Source organism: Roseovarius nitratireducens, from assembly GCF_002925845.1.
Classification (GTDB): Bacteria; Pseudomonadota; Alphaproteobacteria; order Rhodobacterales; family Rhodobacteraceae; genus Roseovarius; species Roseovarius nitratireducens.
Genome location: NZ_PDNI01000058.1, coordinates 44,422 through 59,971, shown reverse-complemented (window position 1 = coordinate 59,971; position 15,550 = coordinate 44,422). Strand labels below are relative to the sequence as shown.

Genomic DNA, 15,550 nt, shown 5'->3' with positions numbered 1-15,550 from the left:
GTATCTGGCGATGAGGGGGACATGATCCAGCCGCTGCCGCCTTCGCGCCCCGGACAGGTGATCGGGCTGTTGGGAGGGTCGTTCGACCCGCCCCATGCGGGGCATGTGCATATCAGCCGCGAGGCGCTGCGTCGTTTCGGACTGGACCGGGTGTGGTGGCTGGTCAGCCCCGGCAATCCGCTCAAGCGTCACGGCCCCTCCCCCCTGCCCGAGCGGATGGCGGCGGCGCGGGCGCTGGTCGATCACCCGCGCATCGAGGTGACCGATGTCGAGGCGCGCCTGGGCACGCGCCACACCTCTGCCACGCTGGCGGCGCTGGCGGCGATCTGCCCGGGGCGGCGGTTTGTCTGGCTGATGGGGGCCGACAACCTGGCGCAGTTCCACCGCTGGCAGGACTGGCGCACGATCATGGAGCGGGTGCCGGTGGGGGTGCTGGCACGCCCCGGGCAGCGCATCTCGGCGCGGCTGTCGCCGGCGGCGCGGATCTACGCGCAGGCGCACATCAAGGGACGGGCGAGCCATCTGCTCGGGCGGGCCGAGGCGCCGGCGTGGTGCTTTGTCAACGTGCCGATGATCGATATCTCTTCGAGCGCGCTGCGCGCGGGGAAAGTGGAAAAGTGAGCGGATGCGACGGCAAAGGCGATTGCGCGAACGGGGTTGTTCTGCTTACCGTCACGCCATGAGTCACAAGATATCCAGACGCCTGTTCGTCGCCTCGGGGCTGGCCGCGCTGGCCGCGCCCGCCATGGCCGAGCCCCCGGCCATGTCGCTGCGCCCGTTGCTGCGACCGCCGGGCCTCGGCGCGGGCCGGGCGGCGGCGGCGGTCGAGGCGCTCATCGCCGAGGCGCGACTGCAGGGCGATGTGGGATACGCGGTGACGGACACCGAGACCGGCGCAGTGCTCGAGGCGCGCGCCGCGAACACCGCCCTTCCGCCCGCGAGCGTGACCAAGGCAGTGACCGCGCTCTACGCGCTCGACACGCTGGGGGCCGGGCATCGTTTCAAGACCCGGCTGGTCGCCACCGGGCCGGTGGAGGGCGGCGTGCTCCGGGGCGATCTGGTGCTGGCGGGTGGGGGTGATCCGACACTGGACACCGATGCGCTGGCCGACATGGCCGCAGCACTCAAGCGCGCGGGCGTGCGAGAGGTCACCGGCGCGTTCCGCGCCTGGGGCGGGGCGGTGCCCTACCGGCGCGCCATCGAGCCGCGACAGCCCCCCCATGCGGGCTATAACCCGGCGCTGTCGGGGCTGAACCTCAACTATAACCGGGTGCATTTCGAGTGGACACGCGCGGGCGGCAATTACACCATCACGATGGATGCGCGTTCGGGGCGGTACCGGCCCGACGTGACGGTGGCGCGGATGCGCATCGCCGATCGCCGGTCGCCGGTCTACACCTACCACGACGCGGGCGCGCGCGACGACTGGACCGTGGCGCGCGGCGCGTTGGGCGGCGGCGGGGCGCGGTGGCTGCCGGTGCGCAAGCCCGAGCTTTATGCGGGCGAGGTGTTCGCCACCTTCGCGCGGTCACAGGGGATCGTGCTGAAGGCCCCGCAGGTGATCGAAGGCGCGCCGCCGCAGGGCGCCACGCTCGTCACCCACGAGAGCGACCCGCTGGCCGATATCCTGCGCGGGATGCTGCGCTATTCCACCAACATCACCGCCGAAATGGTGGGCATGGCGGCGAGCGCGCGACGGCAGGGGCGAGCGCTCGACCTCGCGGCCTCGGCGCGGGAGATGACGGGCTGGGCGCAGGCCACGCTGGGGATGAAGACGACGGATTTGCGCGACCATTCGGGGCTCAATGACCGCTCGCGGCTGTCGGCGCTGGACATGGCGCGGGCACTGGCGGCGGCGGGGCGCGCCGACGCGTTGCGCCCGCTGTTGCGCGAGTTCACGATGCGCGACGCGCGCGGGCGCCCCCTGCGCAACCACCCGGTGGAGGTGCAGGCCAAGACCGGCACGCTTTACTTCGTCAGCGCGCTGGCGGGATATTTCACCCCGCCGGGCGGGCGCGAGATGACCTTTGCGGTGCTGACGGCGAGCGACAGCCTGCGCGGGCGCATCGACCCGTTCCGCGACACGCGCCCGCCGGGCGCGCGCGGCTGGAACCAGCGCGCCAAGCGGTTGCAACAGGCGCTGATCGAACGGTGGAGCGAGGTTTACGGAGGCTGAACGATGCAGGCGGGGACCAGCCGATGGCGCGGGAGCGTGGCGCTTGCGGGCAGGCCGGCCAATGCCGTAGAACCCTGCGCATGATCCCCCGCGCCCTTGCCCCCGCCGCCGCCCTGATCCTCGCCGCCACGAGCGCGGGCGGGCATCCGCATGTTTTCGTCGATGTGGCGCTGCGCTTCGAAAGCGACGCGCAGGGCCGCCTCACCGGTGTCGAAGTGACGTGGAGTTACGACGATTTCTTCTCGCTCCTGATCCTCTCGGACATGGGGCTCGATCCCGATGGCGACGGGCAGTTGACCGACGCCGAACTGGCGCGGCTCAAGGGGTTCGACCTGGAGGAATGGCCCGAGGGGTTCGAGGGCGATCTCTATATCCACGCGGGCGACGAGAAGATCGCGCTCGACCACCCGGTGCCCACCGGTGTGCGCATGGAGGCGGGCCGTATCGTCGCCACCCACAGGCGCGGCTTCGGCCCGATCGAGGCCGACGGGCTGCGTGTGGAACCCTATGACCCAACCTATTTCGTGGATTACACCCTCGCCGGTCCGGTGATGCTGCCCGACGCTTGCGCCTATGCCATCACCGAGCCCGATCTCGACGAGAGCCAGCAGGCGTTTCGCAACATGGTGGCCGAACTGAGCGCCGAAGAGCAGTATGACGGCGTCGAAGTGGGCAACCTGTTCTCGGACATCATGGTGATCTCGTGCCGCGCGCCCTCCTGAGCCTCGCCGCGCTGGCGGTGGGCGCGGGGGCGGTCTGGCTCTGGGGGTTTGGCGGGTCGGCGGCGCTGGGCGAGTGGGCGCGCGCCGGTCAGGCCGAGACGCAGCAGGCGATGGCGCGACTGCTGCGGGCCTTGCGCGCGGGCGAGCCGGGGGCGATGGCGGGGCTGATGGGGCTGTGTTTTGCCTACGGGTTCTTTCACGCGGCGGGGCCGGGGCATGGCAAGGTGCTGCTGGGCGGCTACGGCATGGCCGCGCGGGTCGGCGCATGGCGGCTGTCGGTGCTGGCGCTGGCATCGAGCCTCGCGCAGGCGGCGAGCGCGGTGGTGATGGTCTATGCCGGGGTGCTGGTTTTCGACCTGACGCGCCAGCGGATGACGGGCTTGGCCGAAGAATGGATGGCCCCGGCAAGCTATGGCGCCATCGCGCTGGTCGGGGCATGGCTGGCGCTGCGCGGGGTGCGGCGCTGGTGGCGGGGACGGCGGGACCACGCTCATGCCCACGATCTTGCCTGCGCCGAGTGTGGGCACCGGCACGGCCCGACGGTGGATGAGGTCGCGCAGGTGCGCGGCTGGCGCGACGCGGTACTGCTGGTCGGAGCGGTGGCGATCCGGCCCTGTACCGGCGCGCTGTTCCTGCTGATCCTCACCTGGCGGATGGGGATCGGGACGGCAGGCGTCCTCGGCACCCTGGTGATGGGGCTGGGGACCGCGAGCGTGACGGTGGCGGTGGCGCTCGCCTCGGTCACTCTGCGCGAGGGCGCGCTGGCGCGGCTCGCCTCGACGGAGGGGCGCGGGCTTAGCCGCGCGCTGACGGCGCTGGAGATCGGGGCCGGGATGGTCATCGCGGCGCTGTCGCTGCACCTGATGCGCGCCACGCTCTGAGGGGTGGGGAACGGCCTGGAGCGGACATTGCCGTGAGCCGCGCCATCGCCAGGCCGCGGGCTGGCGATCCGACGGTTTTTCAGGGCGCTTTATGCCTGCCGAATCCGAAAAACCTGTAATCGGTGCGCGAGCTTAGACAAATCGCCAGTCCGGGGGGCGGCCTGGCGATGGCGCGGCGGGCTTCGCCCTTGAATCCGCGCCGGGTCCAAGAACCGAACGGCAGGAACAGGCCAGCAGCAGACCTCTTTTCCGGCTTTTCCGAACGGCGCCCGGGCCTGCCCGCGCCTTGGAACCAGTTACCCCGCGTCAGGCGAGACAGCCGTTCAGCGGCGGCTCAGGCGCTCGTTGCGCAACCCCCGCACGCGGATTTCGCGCACGCTTTCCAGCGTCTTGTCGGAAACGAAGACCGCCGCCTGCACCTCGCGCGGGCGAAGCTCCGTGGCGGTGGACAGGGGGGGGTGCACCGCGCGCAGCTCGTAGCCGAGAATGCCGTCCACCGGCTCTGCGTCGGGGGTGCCGGGGATGAGGCGGACATCGTGGATATCCTGCTGTGCGGCGAGCCCGCGTACCCGAACGATCGCCCCGCCGGTGGCGCGCTCGACCTCGAGCGCGCTGATCTCGGCCACGGGCGTGCCGGCGTAGGGGACGTCCTTTCCACGCTTGCGGAGGCTATCGAAGAGGCCGCTCTCTTCCTGTTCCGGGATGAGCGGGTTGGTGCCGGGTTCGGCCGTGGCGGCCTCGCGGCGACGCGACCGGCTGCGCCCGAACCAGTTGCGCGGGTTGATCCGCGACTCCCGAAAGCCGCCACAGCCCGCCAGCAAGCCAGCCGCCGCCAAACCAAGGAAAACCCGCCGTTCCATGCCCGATACCCCTGTCAAAATCCGCCCCACGCCTACCCTATCGCGCCGGACTTGAAAAGGTGCAAGCGGGGGCTGGACCTCTGCCACGCGCGCGCCTACCTCTAGGTTGAGAACAGGAGACACACATGGCCACCGAGGCATTCGAAGAGATCGTGAGCGATTTCGACTTCCTGGAGGACTGGGAAGACCGGTATCGCTATGTCATCGATTACGGGCGCCGGATGGAGCCGCTCGACGATGCGCTCAAGGTGCCCGCGACCAAGGTCGATGGCTGCGCGAGCCAGGTGTGGCTGCACCCGCAGATCGAGGAGAGGCAATTCCGTTTTGACGGCGACAGCGACGCGATGATCGTGCGCGGCCTCATCGCGGTGCTGCGCGCGCTCTATAACGGGCTGCCGGTCGACGAGGTGGCGCGGGTCGATGCACAGGCCGAACTGGCGCGGCTGGGGCTCGACGAGCACCTGTCGGCGCAGCGCTCCAACGGGCTACGCGCGATGATCGGGCGTATCCGCGGCGTCGCCACCGAAGCGGCCTGATCGCCGGGCGCGTCTTGCTTTTCGTCACGGGAAGTTCAATTTTGGGACGAGGACAAATTCGCTAGTGTCGCCACGAACGGAGGGGACCATGACCGCGACCGACCTGACCGCAGAGATGCGCGCCTTTCTCAAGCCCTACACGAAGAAGAGCGATGTGCGCGGCGCGCTGTCGCTGCTGGCCACGCTCGCCACCTATGGCGCGGCGCTGGTGGCCGGGGCGTGGGCGTGGGGCGCGGGGATGTGGCTGGTGGCCGTCGCGGCGGTGATCGTGCTCGCCTTTGCCTCGGTGCGGCTCTACGTGTTGCAGCACGATTGCGGACACCGTTCGCTGTTTGCCACGCGGGGCGTTAACGATCTCGCCGGTTATCTGCTGTCGGTATTTTCCTTCACGCCCTACCGGGTGATGCAATACAATCACGACATGCACCACGCCTATCTCGGCAATCTCGACCACCGCGAGACCACCGAGATCCACACCATGACCCTGCGCGAGTGGACCGAGGCCGACCGCTGGACCCGGCTGCGCTACCGGCTTTACCGCAACCCGGCGCTGATGCTGCCGGCGGGCGCGTTTCTCACCTATTTCATCGCCTATCGCTGGCCGCGCAACACCTCTGACGTGGGGGCTGCGGGGGTGATCGTGCACAACCTGATGATCGCCGGGCTGCTGCTGGCGATCTGGGCGGGGCTGGGCCTCGCGGGGGTGGCGGTGTGGTTCGCCGCCTCGATGCTGGGGGGCATGATCGGCGTGTTCCTTGTCTATCTCCAGCACAATTTCGAGGAAACTTACTGGGATCGTAAACCCGATCTCGATTTCCGCAAGGCCACGCTGGTGGGCTCAAGCTCGCTCGATCTGGGCTGGTGGTGGGATCTGGGGACCGGAAACATCGCCTATCACGACCTGCACCACTACAACCCCGCGATCCCCTCTTACAACCTGCGCCGCTGCCAGCGCGACCTGCCCGCGCACCTGCAAAGCCACGCACCGATCCACTGGCGCGAAGCGCTGCGCAGCTTCACGCTCAAGCTGTGGGACGAGGATCGGGGGCGGCTGGTGCCGTTCCCAAGCGCGCGCACCACGTCGGCAGAGACTATGGCGGCCAGATAGCGCCGCCTTCAGACGCGGCGCGCGACCTTGCAGATCCGTTCAGGGCTGCGACGTCACCTCTTGTCGGCGCTGCCCTGCTCCAGCCACGCGTCGAGCGCGGCGGGCGCGGGGTCGAGCCGGTCGGGATCGGTGCCCAGAAACTCGGCCAGGCGGGGCGCGTTGAGGGCGTTGACGCCCATGATGACCGGCACGCCCGCCGCCACCGCCTCGGCGATGAGCGCGCGAAAGCCGCGGCCATCGGCCTCGTGCTTGCCGAACTTGTTGACGATCACCAGATCGGCCCCCGCGGCCAGACGCGCCTCGGCCGCGGTCACCGCCTGTTCCAGCGCCTCGGGGTCGAGCCGGCAGCCGCGCGCACCTGCGCCGAGGCTTTGCGAGATGCGGATCACCGGCCCGTCGGGCAGCACGCGCACATCCATGTCGCAGGGCCGGTCAGGTCCGCAATCGGTGTTGACCTGCACGGTGCCGCAGAGCCGCAGCCCCCGCGCCGCCGCGCGGGTTGCGAAATCATGGAGCAGCCGGTCGGTGCGGCCGGCCCCCTCGGTCATGATGCAGGCGATTCGCATCGGCCCCCTCCTCACTCGGTCAGGCGGCTGATGACCACCGTCACCTCGGGGCGCTTGCCGATCTCGGTCTGCGCGCTTTGCCGGGCGACACGGCGCAGCCCCTGCTCGAGCTTGTCGTCATCGGCCAGCGTCTTGTCGCCCGCGCGTCCCATGAACTGCGCGAGGTCCTCCTCTAGCACATCGACGAGCGGCGCGCGCGAACGCCCGGTCTCGGGGAGGCCCATGATCTCGACCCAGGGATCGCCCAGCGGCGCGTCGTCCTCGTCGATGATGACGTTGATCATGACGTGGCCGTTGAGCGCCATGCGAATGCGGTCGCGCACGATGCCGTCCATCGCCCCGATCTTGACCGTGCCATCGAGATAGGTGCGCCCGGTCTCGACGTATTCGGCGACCTTGGGGGCATTGCCGCCAAGGTCGATCATCATGCCGTTGACGGCCACCACCCCCTTGATCCGGTTGGATTTGGCGAGCTTCACATGCTCGCGCAGGTGGCGATGCTCGCCATGCATGGGGATCAGGATTTGCGGCTTGAGGATCTTGTGCATCGCGTCGAGATCGGGCCGGTTGGCATGGCCCGAGACGTGATAGCGGTCGTCGCCCTCGATCACGTCCACGCCCTGCTCGGAGAACTGGTTGATGATGCGGATCACACCGCGCTCGTTGCCGGGGATGGTCTTGGAGGAGAACAGGAACGTGTCGCCCTCCTTCATGGTGATCCCGTTATACTTGCCATTGGCAAGCTGCGCGCTGGCGGCGCGGCGCTCGCCCTGGCTGCCGGTGACGATCAGCATCACGCTCTCGCGGGGGAGCTTGCTCGCCTCCTCTGGCGGGATGGTGGCGGGAAAGCCGGTGAGCACGCCGGTCTCCTTTCCCGCCTCGACCATGCGGTTCATCGCGCGGCCCATAAGGCAGACCGAGCGCCCGGCGCGGATGCCGGCCTCGGCGAGCGTCTTTACCCGCGCCACATTGCTGGCGAAGGTGGTGGCCACGACCATGCCCTTGCTGCCCTCGACAAGCTCGGTGATCGGGTCGCCCACGCTGCTCTCCGAGCGCCCCTCATGCGCGCTCAGGACGTTGGTCGAGTCGCAGATCAGCGCCTTAATTCCATTCGCGCCGATGTCTTCCCACATCTCGCGGTCGAAGGGTTCGCCCACCACTGGGTCGAGGTCGATCTTGAAATCGCCGGTATGCACCAGCCGCCCCTCGGGCGTGTCGATCACCAGCCCCGAGCTTTCGGGAATGGAATGCGAGATCGGGGCAAAACCCACGGTAAACGGCCCCGCCGTCACCGTCTCGGGCCAGGGCGAGACCACGCGCACCGCCTTGTCGGGGTGGCCATGCTCGGCCATCTTGGCGCGCGCGATGTTGGCGGTGAAGACGCGGGCATGGATGGGCGCGCCGAGCCGCTCGTAGTAATGCGCCACTGCGCCGACGTGATCCTCGTGGGCATGGGTGATGAACACCGCCTCCAGCCGGTCGCGCCGCTCGGCCAGCCAGGTGATGTCCGGCAGGATCAGGTCGACACCGGGCGTGGTATCCATGTCCGGGAAGGTCAGGCCCAGATCGACGAGAATCAGGCGCTCCTTGCCCGGTTTGCCGTAGCCGTAGACATAGGCGTTCATACCAATCTCGCCCGCCCCCCCGAGGGGCAGGTAAATAAGTCTTTCGCTGCTCATGGGCCGTCAGCCCTCCTTGTTATAGCTGTGTATCACGGTCAGCCCGTGCATCGTCAAATCATCCTCGACGCCGTCGAACGCGGCATCGCCTTGCTGGAAAAGCGGGGCCAGCCCCCCGGTTCCGATCACCTTCATGGCGCGGCCGCGCTCGGCCTTTATGCGCTCGCATATCCCGTTTATGAGGCCGACATAACCCCAGAAGATACCAGATTGCATGCAGTCGACGGTGTTGGTCCCGATCACCCGGTCGGGCTTGGTCACGTCGATATGCGGCAGCGCCGCCGCCGCCTCGTGCAGCGCCTGCAGCGACAGGTTTACCCCCGGCGCGATCACGCCACCGATATAGGCGCCGTCGCGCGCCACCACGTCGAAGGTGGTGGCGGTGCCGAAATCCACGATGATGAGGTCGCCGCCGTAGAGGTCATGGCCCGCCACCGTGTTGACCAGCCGATCGGGGCCCACCTGCGTGCCGGGATCGACGCGCACGTCCACCGGCAGGCGGCACTCGGGCTTACCCACGACCAGCGGGCGGCAGCCGAAATAGCGGTCGGAAAAGACCCGCAGGTTGAACACCACCCGCGGCACGGTCGACGAGATGATGACATCGGTGATGTCCGCACGGATGCCGTGATGCGCGAGCAGGGTGGAGAACCAGACGAAGTACTGATCGGCCGTGCGCTGATGCTCGGTGGCGGTGCGCAGCGTGCACAGGAACCGCGTGCCGTCCCAGATGGAAAACACCGTGTTGGTATTGCCGCAATCTATCGCCAGAAGCATCCCGATCCCTCTGTTCAGAAAAACACCTCGGCCGCGGCGATGCTGGTGCGGCCCTTTGCGGTGACGAGAACGAGATTTCCGGCCTCGTCCACAGTCTCGAACCGCCCCTCATGGCTGTCGCGCGTCGTGCGCGCCACGATGGTTTCGCCCAGTTTTGCCGCCCGCGCAAGCCAGGCCGTGCGAATGGGGGCAAATCCGTAGGTAACGAATTGCGCCTCGTGGCGCGCGTAGGCGGGCGCGAGCAGGTCGAGAAATGCCTCCGGCTCGATCGCCACCCCCGTCTCGGACAAGAGCGACACGGGCCGCGCCGCGCCGGGCTCGACCTCTGCCATACCGGGTGCGGCCACGAGGTTCACGCCGATGCCGATGGCGAAATGGCTGAGCCCTCCCCCTGCCCCCGCGCTCTCCAGCAGGATACCCGCCAGCTTGCCGCCGTTCAGCAGCACGTCATTGGGCCATTTGAGCGCCAGCCCGTCCACCCGCCCGGTCGCCGCCGCCAGCGCGTCGTAAAGCGCCAGCGCCGCCACGAAGGAGCGCAGCGCCACGCGGTCGGGGCTCTCGGACGGGCGCATCGCCAGCGTCGCCGCGAAATTGCCCGGCGGGTTCGCCCACGCCCTGCCCCGCCGCCCGCGTGCCGCCGTCTGTTCCAGCGCGAGGATCCATTCCGGCCCGGCAAGCGTGGCGGCGCGGCGCGCGGCCTCGGCATTGGTGCTGTCCACCCGTGCCAGCACGCGCCGTCCATAGCCCTCGGGCCAGCCCGCCCCCGGCTTCATCTTGCCCGAAATATCCCCGCCGGAGGCGTCGCTTTGCCTAGTGCACAAGGGTCGCCGCCGCCGCCTGCGCCATCGTCTCGATGCCGAACATGTTGACGATGCCGAAAACCATCACCGCCGCCGAGGCCATGAGGAACCCCCATTGCACCGGCGAGCGCCCGGTCTCGAGCGCCTCGCCCTCCTCGCCGAAATACATGTAGAACACGATGCGCAGGTAGTAGAAGGCGCCGATGACGCTGGCGATCACGCCCGCAACCGCGAGCCACGCGAGCCCACCCTCGTAGGCCGCGCGTAGCACGTAGAGCTTGCCGAAGAAGCCCAGCAGCGGTGGCACGCCCGCGAGGCTGAACAGGAGGATCAACATCGCCAGCGCGCGTCCCGGCTCGGCCCGCGAATACATGTTGAGGCTGCGGATATCGGTCACCGGCTGGCCGCCGCGCTCCATGCTGAGGATGAAGGCAAAGGTGCCGACATTCATCGCCACGTAGATGGCCACGTAGACCAGCATCGCCTGCACGCCGAACGCCGTGCCAGAGGCCAGCCCCATCAGCGCATAGCCCATATGCGCGATCGAGGAATAGGCCATCAGCCGCTTGATATCGGTCTGCCCGATCGCCGCCACCGCGCCGAGGAACATCGACAGGAGGCTGAGCGCCGCCAGCACCTGTTGCCAGTCGCCCACCACGCCGCCGAACGCGTCGTGCACCACGCGGGCGAAGAGGCCCAGTGCCGCCACCTTGGGGGCGGTGGCGAAGAAGGCGGTGATCGGCGTCGGCGCACCCTCGTAGACGTCGGGCGTCCACATGTGAAACGGCACCGCCGAGACCTTGAACGCCAGCCCCGAGATCACCAGCACCAGCCCGATGAGCAGACCCACGGGCGCCTGCCCGTCCGCCGCCGCAAGGATGCCGGAAAACAGCGTCGTTCCAGCAAAGCCGTAAGTCAGGGATGCGCCGAACAGCAGCAGACCCGACGACAGTGCGCCCAGCACGAAATACTTGAGCCCCGCCTCGGTGGACTTGATGCTGTCGCGCCGCATAGACGCCACCACGTAGAGCGCCAGCGATTGCAGCTCCAGCCCCATGTAGAGCGCCATCAGGTCGCCCGCGCTCACCATCACCATCATGCCCACGACCGACAGCGCGATCAGCAGCGGATACTCGAACCGCAGGATACCGCGGCGGGCCATGTAATCCTGTCCCAATACCAGCACCGCCGCCGCCGCCAGCAGGATCGTCACCTTGGCGAAACGGGCGAAACCGTCATCGTTGATCATGCCGCCAAAACCCGTGCGCGTGCCCGCGCCGCCCATCCCGATCCAGATGGCAAGCAGCGCCATCAGCCCCGCCGTCGCCCAGACGAGCGGCACCGCGAGCCGGTCGCGCCCGGTATAGACCGCCCCCAGGAGTGCCGCCATCGCATAGACCGCGAGCACGATTTCCGGGAGGATGACGTTGAGATCAGCCTGCATGGTTCAGGGCCTCCGGTTCAGTGTGCGACCTGCGCCACCGCGGTCGCGGCGTGCGCGACCGACTGGGCCAGTTCGACATTGGAAATCAGCGCCTCGACGGAGGGGCCGGTGATATCGGTGACGAGGCGGGGATAGACACCAAGCAGCAGCGTCATTGCCACCAGGGGCGCAAAGATCGCGCGCTCGCGCGTCCCCATGTCGGAGATGGTGCGCAGGCTTTCCTTGATGAGGTCGCCGAACACCACCCGGCGATAGAGCCAGAGCGCGTAGGCCGCCGACAGGATCACCCCCGACGTGGCCACGGCCGCCACCCATGTGTTGACCTGGAAGATGCCGACCAGCGTCAGGAATTCGCCGATGAACCCGCTGGTGCCCGGCAGGCCCACATTGGCCATGGTAAAGAACATGAAGATCAGCGCATAGGCCGGCATCCGGTTCACCAGGCCGCCATAGGCGTCGATCTCGCGGGTGTGCATCCGGTCATAGATCACGCCCACGCACAGAAACAACGCGCCGGAGATGAACCCGTGCGAGATCATCTGGAAGATCGCGCCGTCCAGCCCCTGCTGATTGACCGCGAAGATGCCCATCGTGACATAGCCCATGTGCGCGACCGACGAATAGGCGATGAGCTTCTTCATGTCCTCCTGCGCCAGCGCCACCAGCGAGGTATAGACGATGGCGATGGCCGACAGCCACAGGATGAGCGGCGTCAGCACCTCTGCCCCCACCGGGAACATCGGCAGGCTGAACCGCAGGAAGCCGTAGCCGCCCATCTTCAGCAGGATCGCCGCCAGCACCACCGACCCGGCGGTGGGCGCCTGAACGTGCGCATCGGGCAGCCATGTGTGCACCGGCCACATCGGCATCTTGACGGCAAACGAAGCGAAGAAGGCGATGAACATCAACGTCTGCATGCCGCCGACGACGTGGAGACCCAGAAGCGAGAAGCCCTCGGAGGCGAATTCGTGGCGCATCAGCGTGGGAATGTCGGTGGTACCCGCATCGGTGAACATCGCCACCATCGCGACCAGCATCAGAACCGAGCCGAGGAAGGTGTAGAGGAAGAACTTGAACGAGGCGTAGATGCGCTGCTTGCCACCCCAGATGCCGATGATCAGGAACATCGGGATGAGCCCCGCCTCGAAGAACAGGTAGAACAGCACCAGGTCGAGCGCCATGAACACGCCGAGCATGAGCGTTTCGAGGATCAGGAAGGCGATCATGTATTCCTTGACGCGGGCCGTCACGTTCCACGACGCGGCGATGGTCAGCGGCATGATGAAGGTGGTGAGCATCACGAACAGGACGCTGATGCCGTCCACGCCCATCTTGTATTTCAGCCCCAGGAGCCATTCGCGCTCTTCCACGAACTGAAACCCGGTATCCGACGGGTCGAAGTCGAACAGGATGAACAGCGACACGATAAAGGTCAGCGTGGTCGCGATCATCGCCACCCACTTGGCGTTCTTCTGCGCCGCCTCATCCTCGCCACGCAGGAAGATCGCGAGGATCGCCGCCGCCACCGCCGGGATGAAGGTCACAATGGAAAGCAGGTTGTCCATCAGTTGGCCCCCCCGAACATGGTCATCCAGGTGACAAGGACCACGATCCCGATCACCATCGCGAAGGCATAGGTAAAGATGTAGCCCGACTGCGCCCGTCCAGCGAGCCGGGTGAGCCGGGGGATAAGCCCCATCGCCACGCCGTTGATCGAGCCGTCGATCACGTCACCGTCGCCGCGCCGCCACAGCAGTTGCCCCAGCGCCTTGGCGGGTCGGACGAAAATGACGTCGTATATCTCGTCGAAATACCACTTGTTGAGCAGAAAGAGGTAGAGCGGGCGGTTCGTCTCGGCCACGCGTTTGGGCATCGAGGGGTCCCAGACATAGAACCAGAGCGCCGTGACAAGACCGATCAGCATGGCGATGAACGGGCTGACCTTGACCCATGTCGGTGCGTGGTGCGCGTCGTCCAGGACATGGTTGTTCTCTGCCATGAAGATCGCGCCCTCGGGGGCCGTGGTGGGGGCCGCCTGCGCCTCGGCGGCCTCTTCCGTCGCCGTCGCCTCGCCTTGGTCTGCGCTCGCCTCGGCATGGGCCTCGATCCCGAAGAAGCGGTTCACCTGCTCGTGGCTGCCAAAGAAGCTGCCATACCAGATCATCCCGGCGAACACCGCGCCCAGCGCCAGCACGCCCAGAGGGGCGACCATGACCATGGGCGACTCGTGCGCGTGCTCATGCGTGTGCCGGTCGCCGCGCGCCTCGCCAAAGAAGGTGAGGAACATCAGCCGCCAGCTATAGAACGAGGTGAACAGCGCCGCGATCACCAGCATCCAGAAGCCATAGCCTCCTTCGGTGCCCGCCCACGCGCTCTCGATCACCGCGTCCTTGCTGAGGAAGCCGGCAAAGCCGATATGGGTGAGCGGGATGCCCACGCCAGTGATCGCCAGCGTGCCGATCATCATCGCCCAGAACGTGTAGGGCAGCTTCTTGCGCAGGCCACCATAGTGGCGCATGTCCTGCTCGTGATGCATCCCGTGGATGACCGAGCCTGCCCCGAGAAACAGCATCGCCTTGAAGAAGGCGTGGGTGAAGAGGTGGAACATCGCCACCGAGTAGACGCCGACGCCCGCGGCCACGAACATGTAGCCAAGCTGGCTACAGGTCGAATAGGCGATCACGCGCTTGATGTCGTTCTGCACGAGGCCCACGGTGGCGGCGAAGAACGCCGTCGATGCCCCGATGAACACCACGACATTCATCGCTTGCGGAGCGTATTCCATCAGCGGCGACATGCGGCAAACAAGGAACACCCCCGCCGTCACCATGGTCGCCGCGTGGATCAGCGCCGACACCGGCGTGGGGCCTTCCATCGCGTCGGGCAGCCAGGTGTGCAGGAAAAGCTGCGCCGATTTGCCCATCGCGCCGACGAACAGCAGGAAGGCGATCAGGTTGGCGGCGTTCCACTCTGTCCACAGGAAGGTGAGCTGCGTCTCGGCCAGCATGGGGGCTGCGGCGAAAATGTCGTCAAAGCGCACCGAGTCGGTCAGGAAATAGAGCGCCATGATCCCCAGCGCGAAGCCGAAATCGCCGACGCGGTTGACCACGAAAGCCTTGATCGCGGCGGCATTGGCGCTTGGCTTGCGGAAATAGAAGCCGATCAGCAGGTAAGAGGCGACGCCCACGCCCTCCCAGCCGAAGAACATCTGCACGAGGTTGTCGGAGGTCACCAGCATCAGCATCGCGAAGGTGAAGAACGACAGGTAGGCGAAGAAACGCGGGCGATAGCTCTCGCTCTCGCGGAAATTCGCGTCATGGGCCATGTAGCCCACCGAGTAGAGATGCACGAGCGCCGAGACGGTGGTGACCACGATCAGCATGATCGTGGTGAGCCGATCCACCCGGATCGACCAGTCGGCATAGAGCGTGCCCGATTGCACCCAGTCGAGGACATGCACCGCCTGCGCCTCGGATGCGCCTTGCAGGAACACAACCCAGCTCAGGACCATGGCGAGGAACAGCAGGCCGGTGGTCAGCCATTGCGCGCCCTTGTCGCCGATGATCCGCCAGCCGAAACCCGCGATGATCGCCCCGATGAGCGGCGCGAAGAGGATTATCTTGTAGATCATCGGGATCAGCCTTTCATCACGTTGACGTCTTCGACGGCGATGGTCCCGCGGTTGCGGAAGAAGCACACGAGGATCGCGAGGCCGATGGCCGCCTCGGCGGCGGCGACGGTCAGCACGAAGAGGGTGAAGACCTGCCCCACCAGATCGCCCAGGTGGGCGGAGAAGGCGACGAGGTTGACGTTGACCGCGAGCAGCATCAGCTCGATCGACATCAGCAGCACGATCACGTTCTTGCGGTTGAGAAAGAGGCCGAAGATGCCGATGACGAAGAGCGCGGCGGCCACCGTCAGGTAATGTTCAAGTCCGATCATGTCTGTCCCCCCGGGCCATTGCCCGATTGTCGTCTTTGGTCCCGCAAGGCATGTGCGCC

General features: G+C 67.2%; 15 protein-coding genes. 6 read left to right on the top strand and 9 right to left on the bottom strand.

The window, feature by feature from the left end; all coding sequences use genetic code 11:
* Positions 1 to 21 precede the first annotated feature (21 nt).
* The 4 genes from CRJ03_RS10365 (at position 22) to CRJ03_RS10350 (ending at position 3,779) form a co-directional block, all read left to right on the top strand.
* Positions 22 to 621, top strand: a complete 600-nt coding sequence (locus CRJ03_RS10365; protein WP_104018799.1) for a nicotinate-nucleotide adenylyltransferase — start codon at positions 22 to 24, stop codon at positions 619 to 621.
* Positions 622 to 679: 58 nt separating this feature from the next.
* Positions 680 to 2,176 (top strand): D-alanyl-D-alanine carboxypeptidase/D-alanyl-D-alanine endopeptidase, encoded by a 1,497-nt coding sequence (gene dacB / locus CRJ03_RS10360; protein ID WP_104018798.1) that lies wholly within the window; start codon positions 680 to 682, stop codon positions 2,174 to 2,176.
* An 80-nt stretch (positions 2,177 to 2,256) separates the two neighbouring features.
* Complete coding sequence (locus CRJ03_RS10355) at positions 2,257 to 2,898, top strand: DUF1007 family protein (protein WP_104018797.1); 642 nt, start codon at positions 2,257 to 2,259, stop codon at positions 2,896 to 2,898.
* Complete coding sequence (locus CRJ03_RS10350; protein ID WP_104018796.1) at positions 2,880 to 3,779, top strand: nickel/cobalt transporter; 900 nt, start codon at positions 2,880 to 2,882, stop codon at positions 3,777 to 3,779. The genes CRJ03_RS10355 and CRJ03_RS10350 overlap by 19 nt, the downstream gene beginning before the upstream one ends.
* A gap of 323 nt (positions 3,780 to 4,102) precedes the next feature.
* Here CRJ03_RS10350 and CRJ03_RS10345 read toward each other — a convergent pair whose 3' ends face one another.
* The gene (locus tag CRJ03_RS10345) at positions 4,103 to 4,639 is read right to left on the bottom strand and encodes a hypothetical protein (protein ID WP_104018795.1); all 537 of its coding nucleotides are present in this window, start codon (positions 4,637 to 4,639) and stop codon (positions 4,103 to 4,105) included.
* A gap of 125 nt (positions 4,640 to 4,764) precedes the next feature.
* On the opposite strand from CRJ03_RS10345, the gene CRJ03_RS10340 reads away from it, so the two are divergent.
* A complete protein-coding gene (locus CRJ03_RS10340; RefSeq protein WP_104018794.1) occupies positions 4,765 to 5,175 on the top strand; it encodes a SufE family protein in 411 nt (136 codons plus the stop codon).
* An 88-nt stretch (positions 5,176 to 5,263) separates the two neighbouring features.
* Entirely contained in the window at positions 5,264 to 6,283 is a 1,020-nt protein-coding gene (locus tag CRJ03_RS10335) for a fatty acid desaturase (RefSeq protein ID WP_104018793.1), read from the top strand.
* A 53-nt stretch (positions 6,284 to 6,336) separates the two neighbouring features.
* Here CRJ03_RS10335 and CRJ03_RS10330 read toward each other — a convergent pair whose 3' ends face one another.
* The 8 genes from CRJ03_RS10330 to nuoK are packed head-to-tail and all read right to left on the bottom strand — an operon-like array spanning position 6,337 to position 15,491.
* Entirely contained in the window at positions 6,337 to 6,849 is a 513-nt protein-coding gene (locus CRJ03_RS10330) for a DUF2478 domain-containing protein (protein ID WP_104018792.1), read from the bottom strand.
* 11 nt (positions 6,850 to 6,860) lie between these two features.
* Positions 6,861 to 8,528: a ribonuclease J gene (locus CRJ03_RS10325; RefSeq protein ID WP_104018791.1), complete on the bottom strand. Its 1,668-nt coding sequence runs from the start codon at positions 8,526 to 8,528 to the stop codon at positions 6,861 to 6,863.
* Between the two features lie 6 nt (positions 8,529 to 8,534).
* A complete protein-coding gene (locus CRJ03_RS10320) occupies positions 8,535 to 9,305 on the bottom strand; it encodes a type III pantothenate kinase (protein WP_104018790.1) in 771 nt (256 codons plus the stop codon).
* A gap of 14 nt (positions 9,306 to 9,319) precedes the next feature.
* Positions 9,320 to 10,078, bottom strand: a complete 759-nt coding sequence (locus tag CRJ03_RS10315; RefSeq protein WP_104018789.1) for a biotin--[acetyl-CoA-carboxylase] ligase — start codon at positions 10,076 to 10,078, stop codon at positions 9,320 to 9,322.
* Between the two features lie 37 nt (positions 10,079 to 10,115).
* A complete protein-coding gene (nuoN, locus tag CRJ03_RS10310; RefSeq protein ID WP_104018788.1) occupies positions 10,116 to 11,549 on the bottom strand; it encodes an NADH-quinone oxidoreductase subunit NuoN in 1,434 nt (477 codons plus the stop codon).
* Between the two features lie 17 nt (positions 11,550 to 11,566).
* Positions 11,567 to 13,114, bottom strand: coding sequence for an NADH-quinone oxidoreductase subunit M (locus tag CRJ03_RS10305; protein ID WP_104018787.1), 1,548 nt, complete (start codon positions 13,112 to 13,114; stop codon positions 11,567 to 11,569).
* On the bottom strand, positions 13,114 to 15,177 hold the full coding sequence (gene nuoL / locus CRJ03_RS10300) for an NADH-quinone oxidoreductase subunit L (protein ID WP_104019172.1): 2,064 nt from the start codon (positions 15,175 to 15,177) through the stop codon (positions 13,114 to 13,116). The genes CRJ03_RS10305 and nuoL overlap by 1 nt, the downstream gene beginning before the upstream one ends.
* A gap of 8 nt (positions 15,178 to 15,185) precedes the next feature.
* Positions 15,186 to 15,491: an NADH-quinone oxidoreductase subunit NuoK gene (gene nuoK / locus CRJ03_RS10295; protein WP_104018786.1), complete on the bottom strand. Its 306-nt coding sequence runs from the start codon at positions 15,489 to 15,491 to the stop codon at positions 15,186 to 15,188.
* Positions 15,492 to 15,550 lie beyond the last annotated feature (59 nt).

Excerpts from the sequence above, each read along its gene's own strand:
- CRJ03_RS10365 (WP_104018799.1), top strand. The coding sequence starts at position 22 with ATGATCCAGCCGCTGCCGCCTTCGCGCCCCGGACAGGTGATCGGGCTG.
- dacB (WP_104018798.1), top strand. The coding sequence starts at position 680 with ATGAGTCACAAGATATCCAGACGCCTGTTCGTCGCCTCGGGGCTGGCC.
- CRJ03_RS10355 (WP_104018797.1), top strand. The coding sequence starts at position 2,257 with ATGATCCCCCGCGCCCTTGCCCCCGCCGCCGCCCTGATCCTCGCCGCC.
- CRJ03_RS10345 (WP_104018795.1), bottom strand. The coding sequence starts at position 4,639 with ATGGAACGGCGGGTTTTCCTTGGTTTGGCGGCGGCTGGCTTGCTGGCG.
- CRJ03_RS10340 (WP_104018794.1), top strand. The coding sequence starts at position 4,765 with ATGGCCACCGAGGCATTCGAAGAGATCGTGAGCGATTTCGACTTCCTG.
- CRJ03_RS10335 (WP_104018793.1), top strand. The coding sequence starts at position 5,264 with ATGACCGCGACCGACCTGACCGCAGAGATGCGCGCCTTTCTCAAGCCC.
- CRJ03_RS10330 (WP_104018792.1), bottom strand. The coding sequence starts at position 6,849 with ATGCGAATCGCCTGCATCATGACCGAGGGGGCCGGCCGCACCGACCGG.
- CRJ03_RS10325 (WP_104018791.1), bottom strand. The coding sequence starts at position 8,528 with ATGAGCAGCGAAAGACTTATTTACCTGCCCCTCGGGGGGGCGGGCGAG.
- CRJ03_RS10320 (WP_104018790.1), bottom strand. The coding sequence starts at position 9,305 with ATGCTTCTGGCGATAGATTGCGGCAATACCAACACGGTGTTTTCCATC.
- CRJ03_RS10315 (WP_104018789.1), bottom strand. The coding sequence starts at position 10,078 with ATGAAGCCGGGGGCGGGCTGGCCCGAGGGCTATGGACGGCGCGTGCTG.
- nuoN (WP_104018788.1), bottom strand. The coding sequence starts at position 11,549 with ATGCAGGCTGATCTCAACGTCATCCTCCCGGAAATCGTGCTCGCGGTC.
- CRJ03_RS10305 (WP_104018787.1), bottom strand. The coding sequence starts at position 13,114 with ATGGACAACCTGCTTTCCATTGTGACCTTCATCCCGGCGGTGGCGGCG.
- nuoK (WP_104018786.1), bottom strand. The coding sequence starts at position 15,491 with ATGATCGGACTTGAACATTACCTGACGGTGGCCGCCGCGCTCTTCGTC.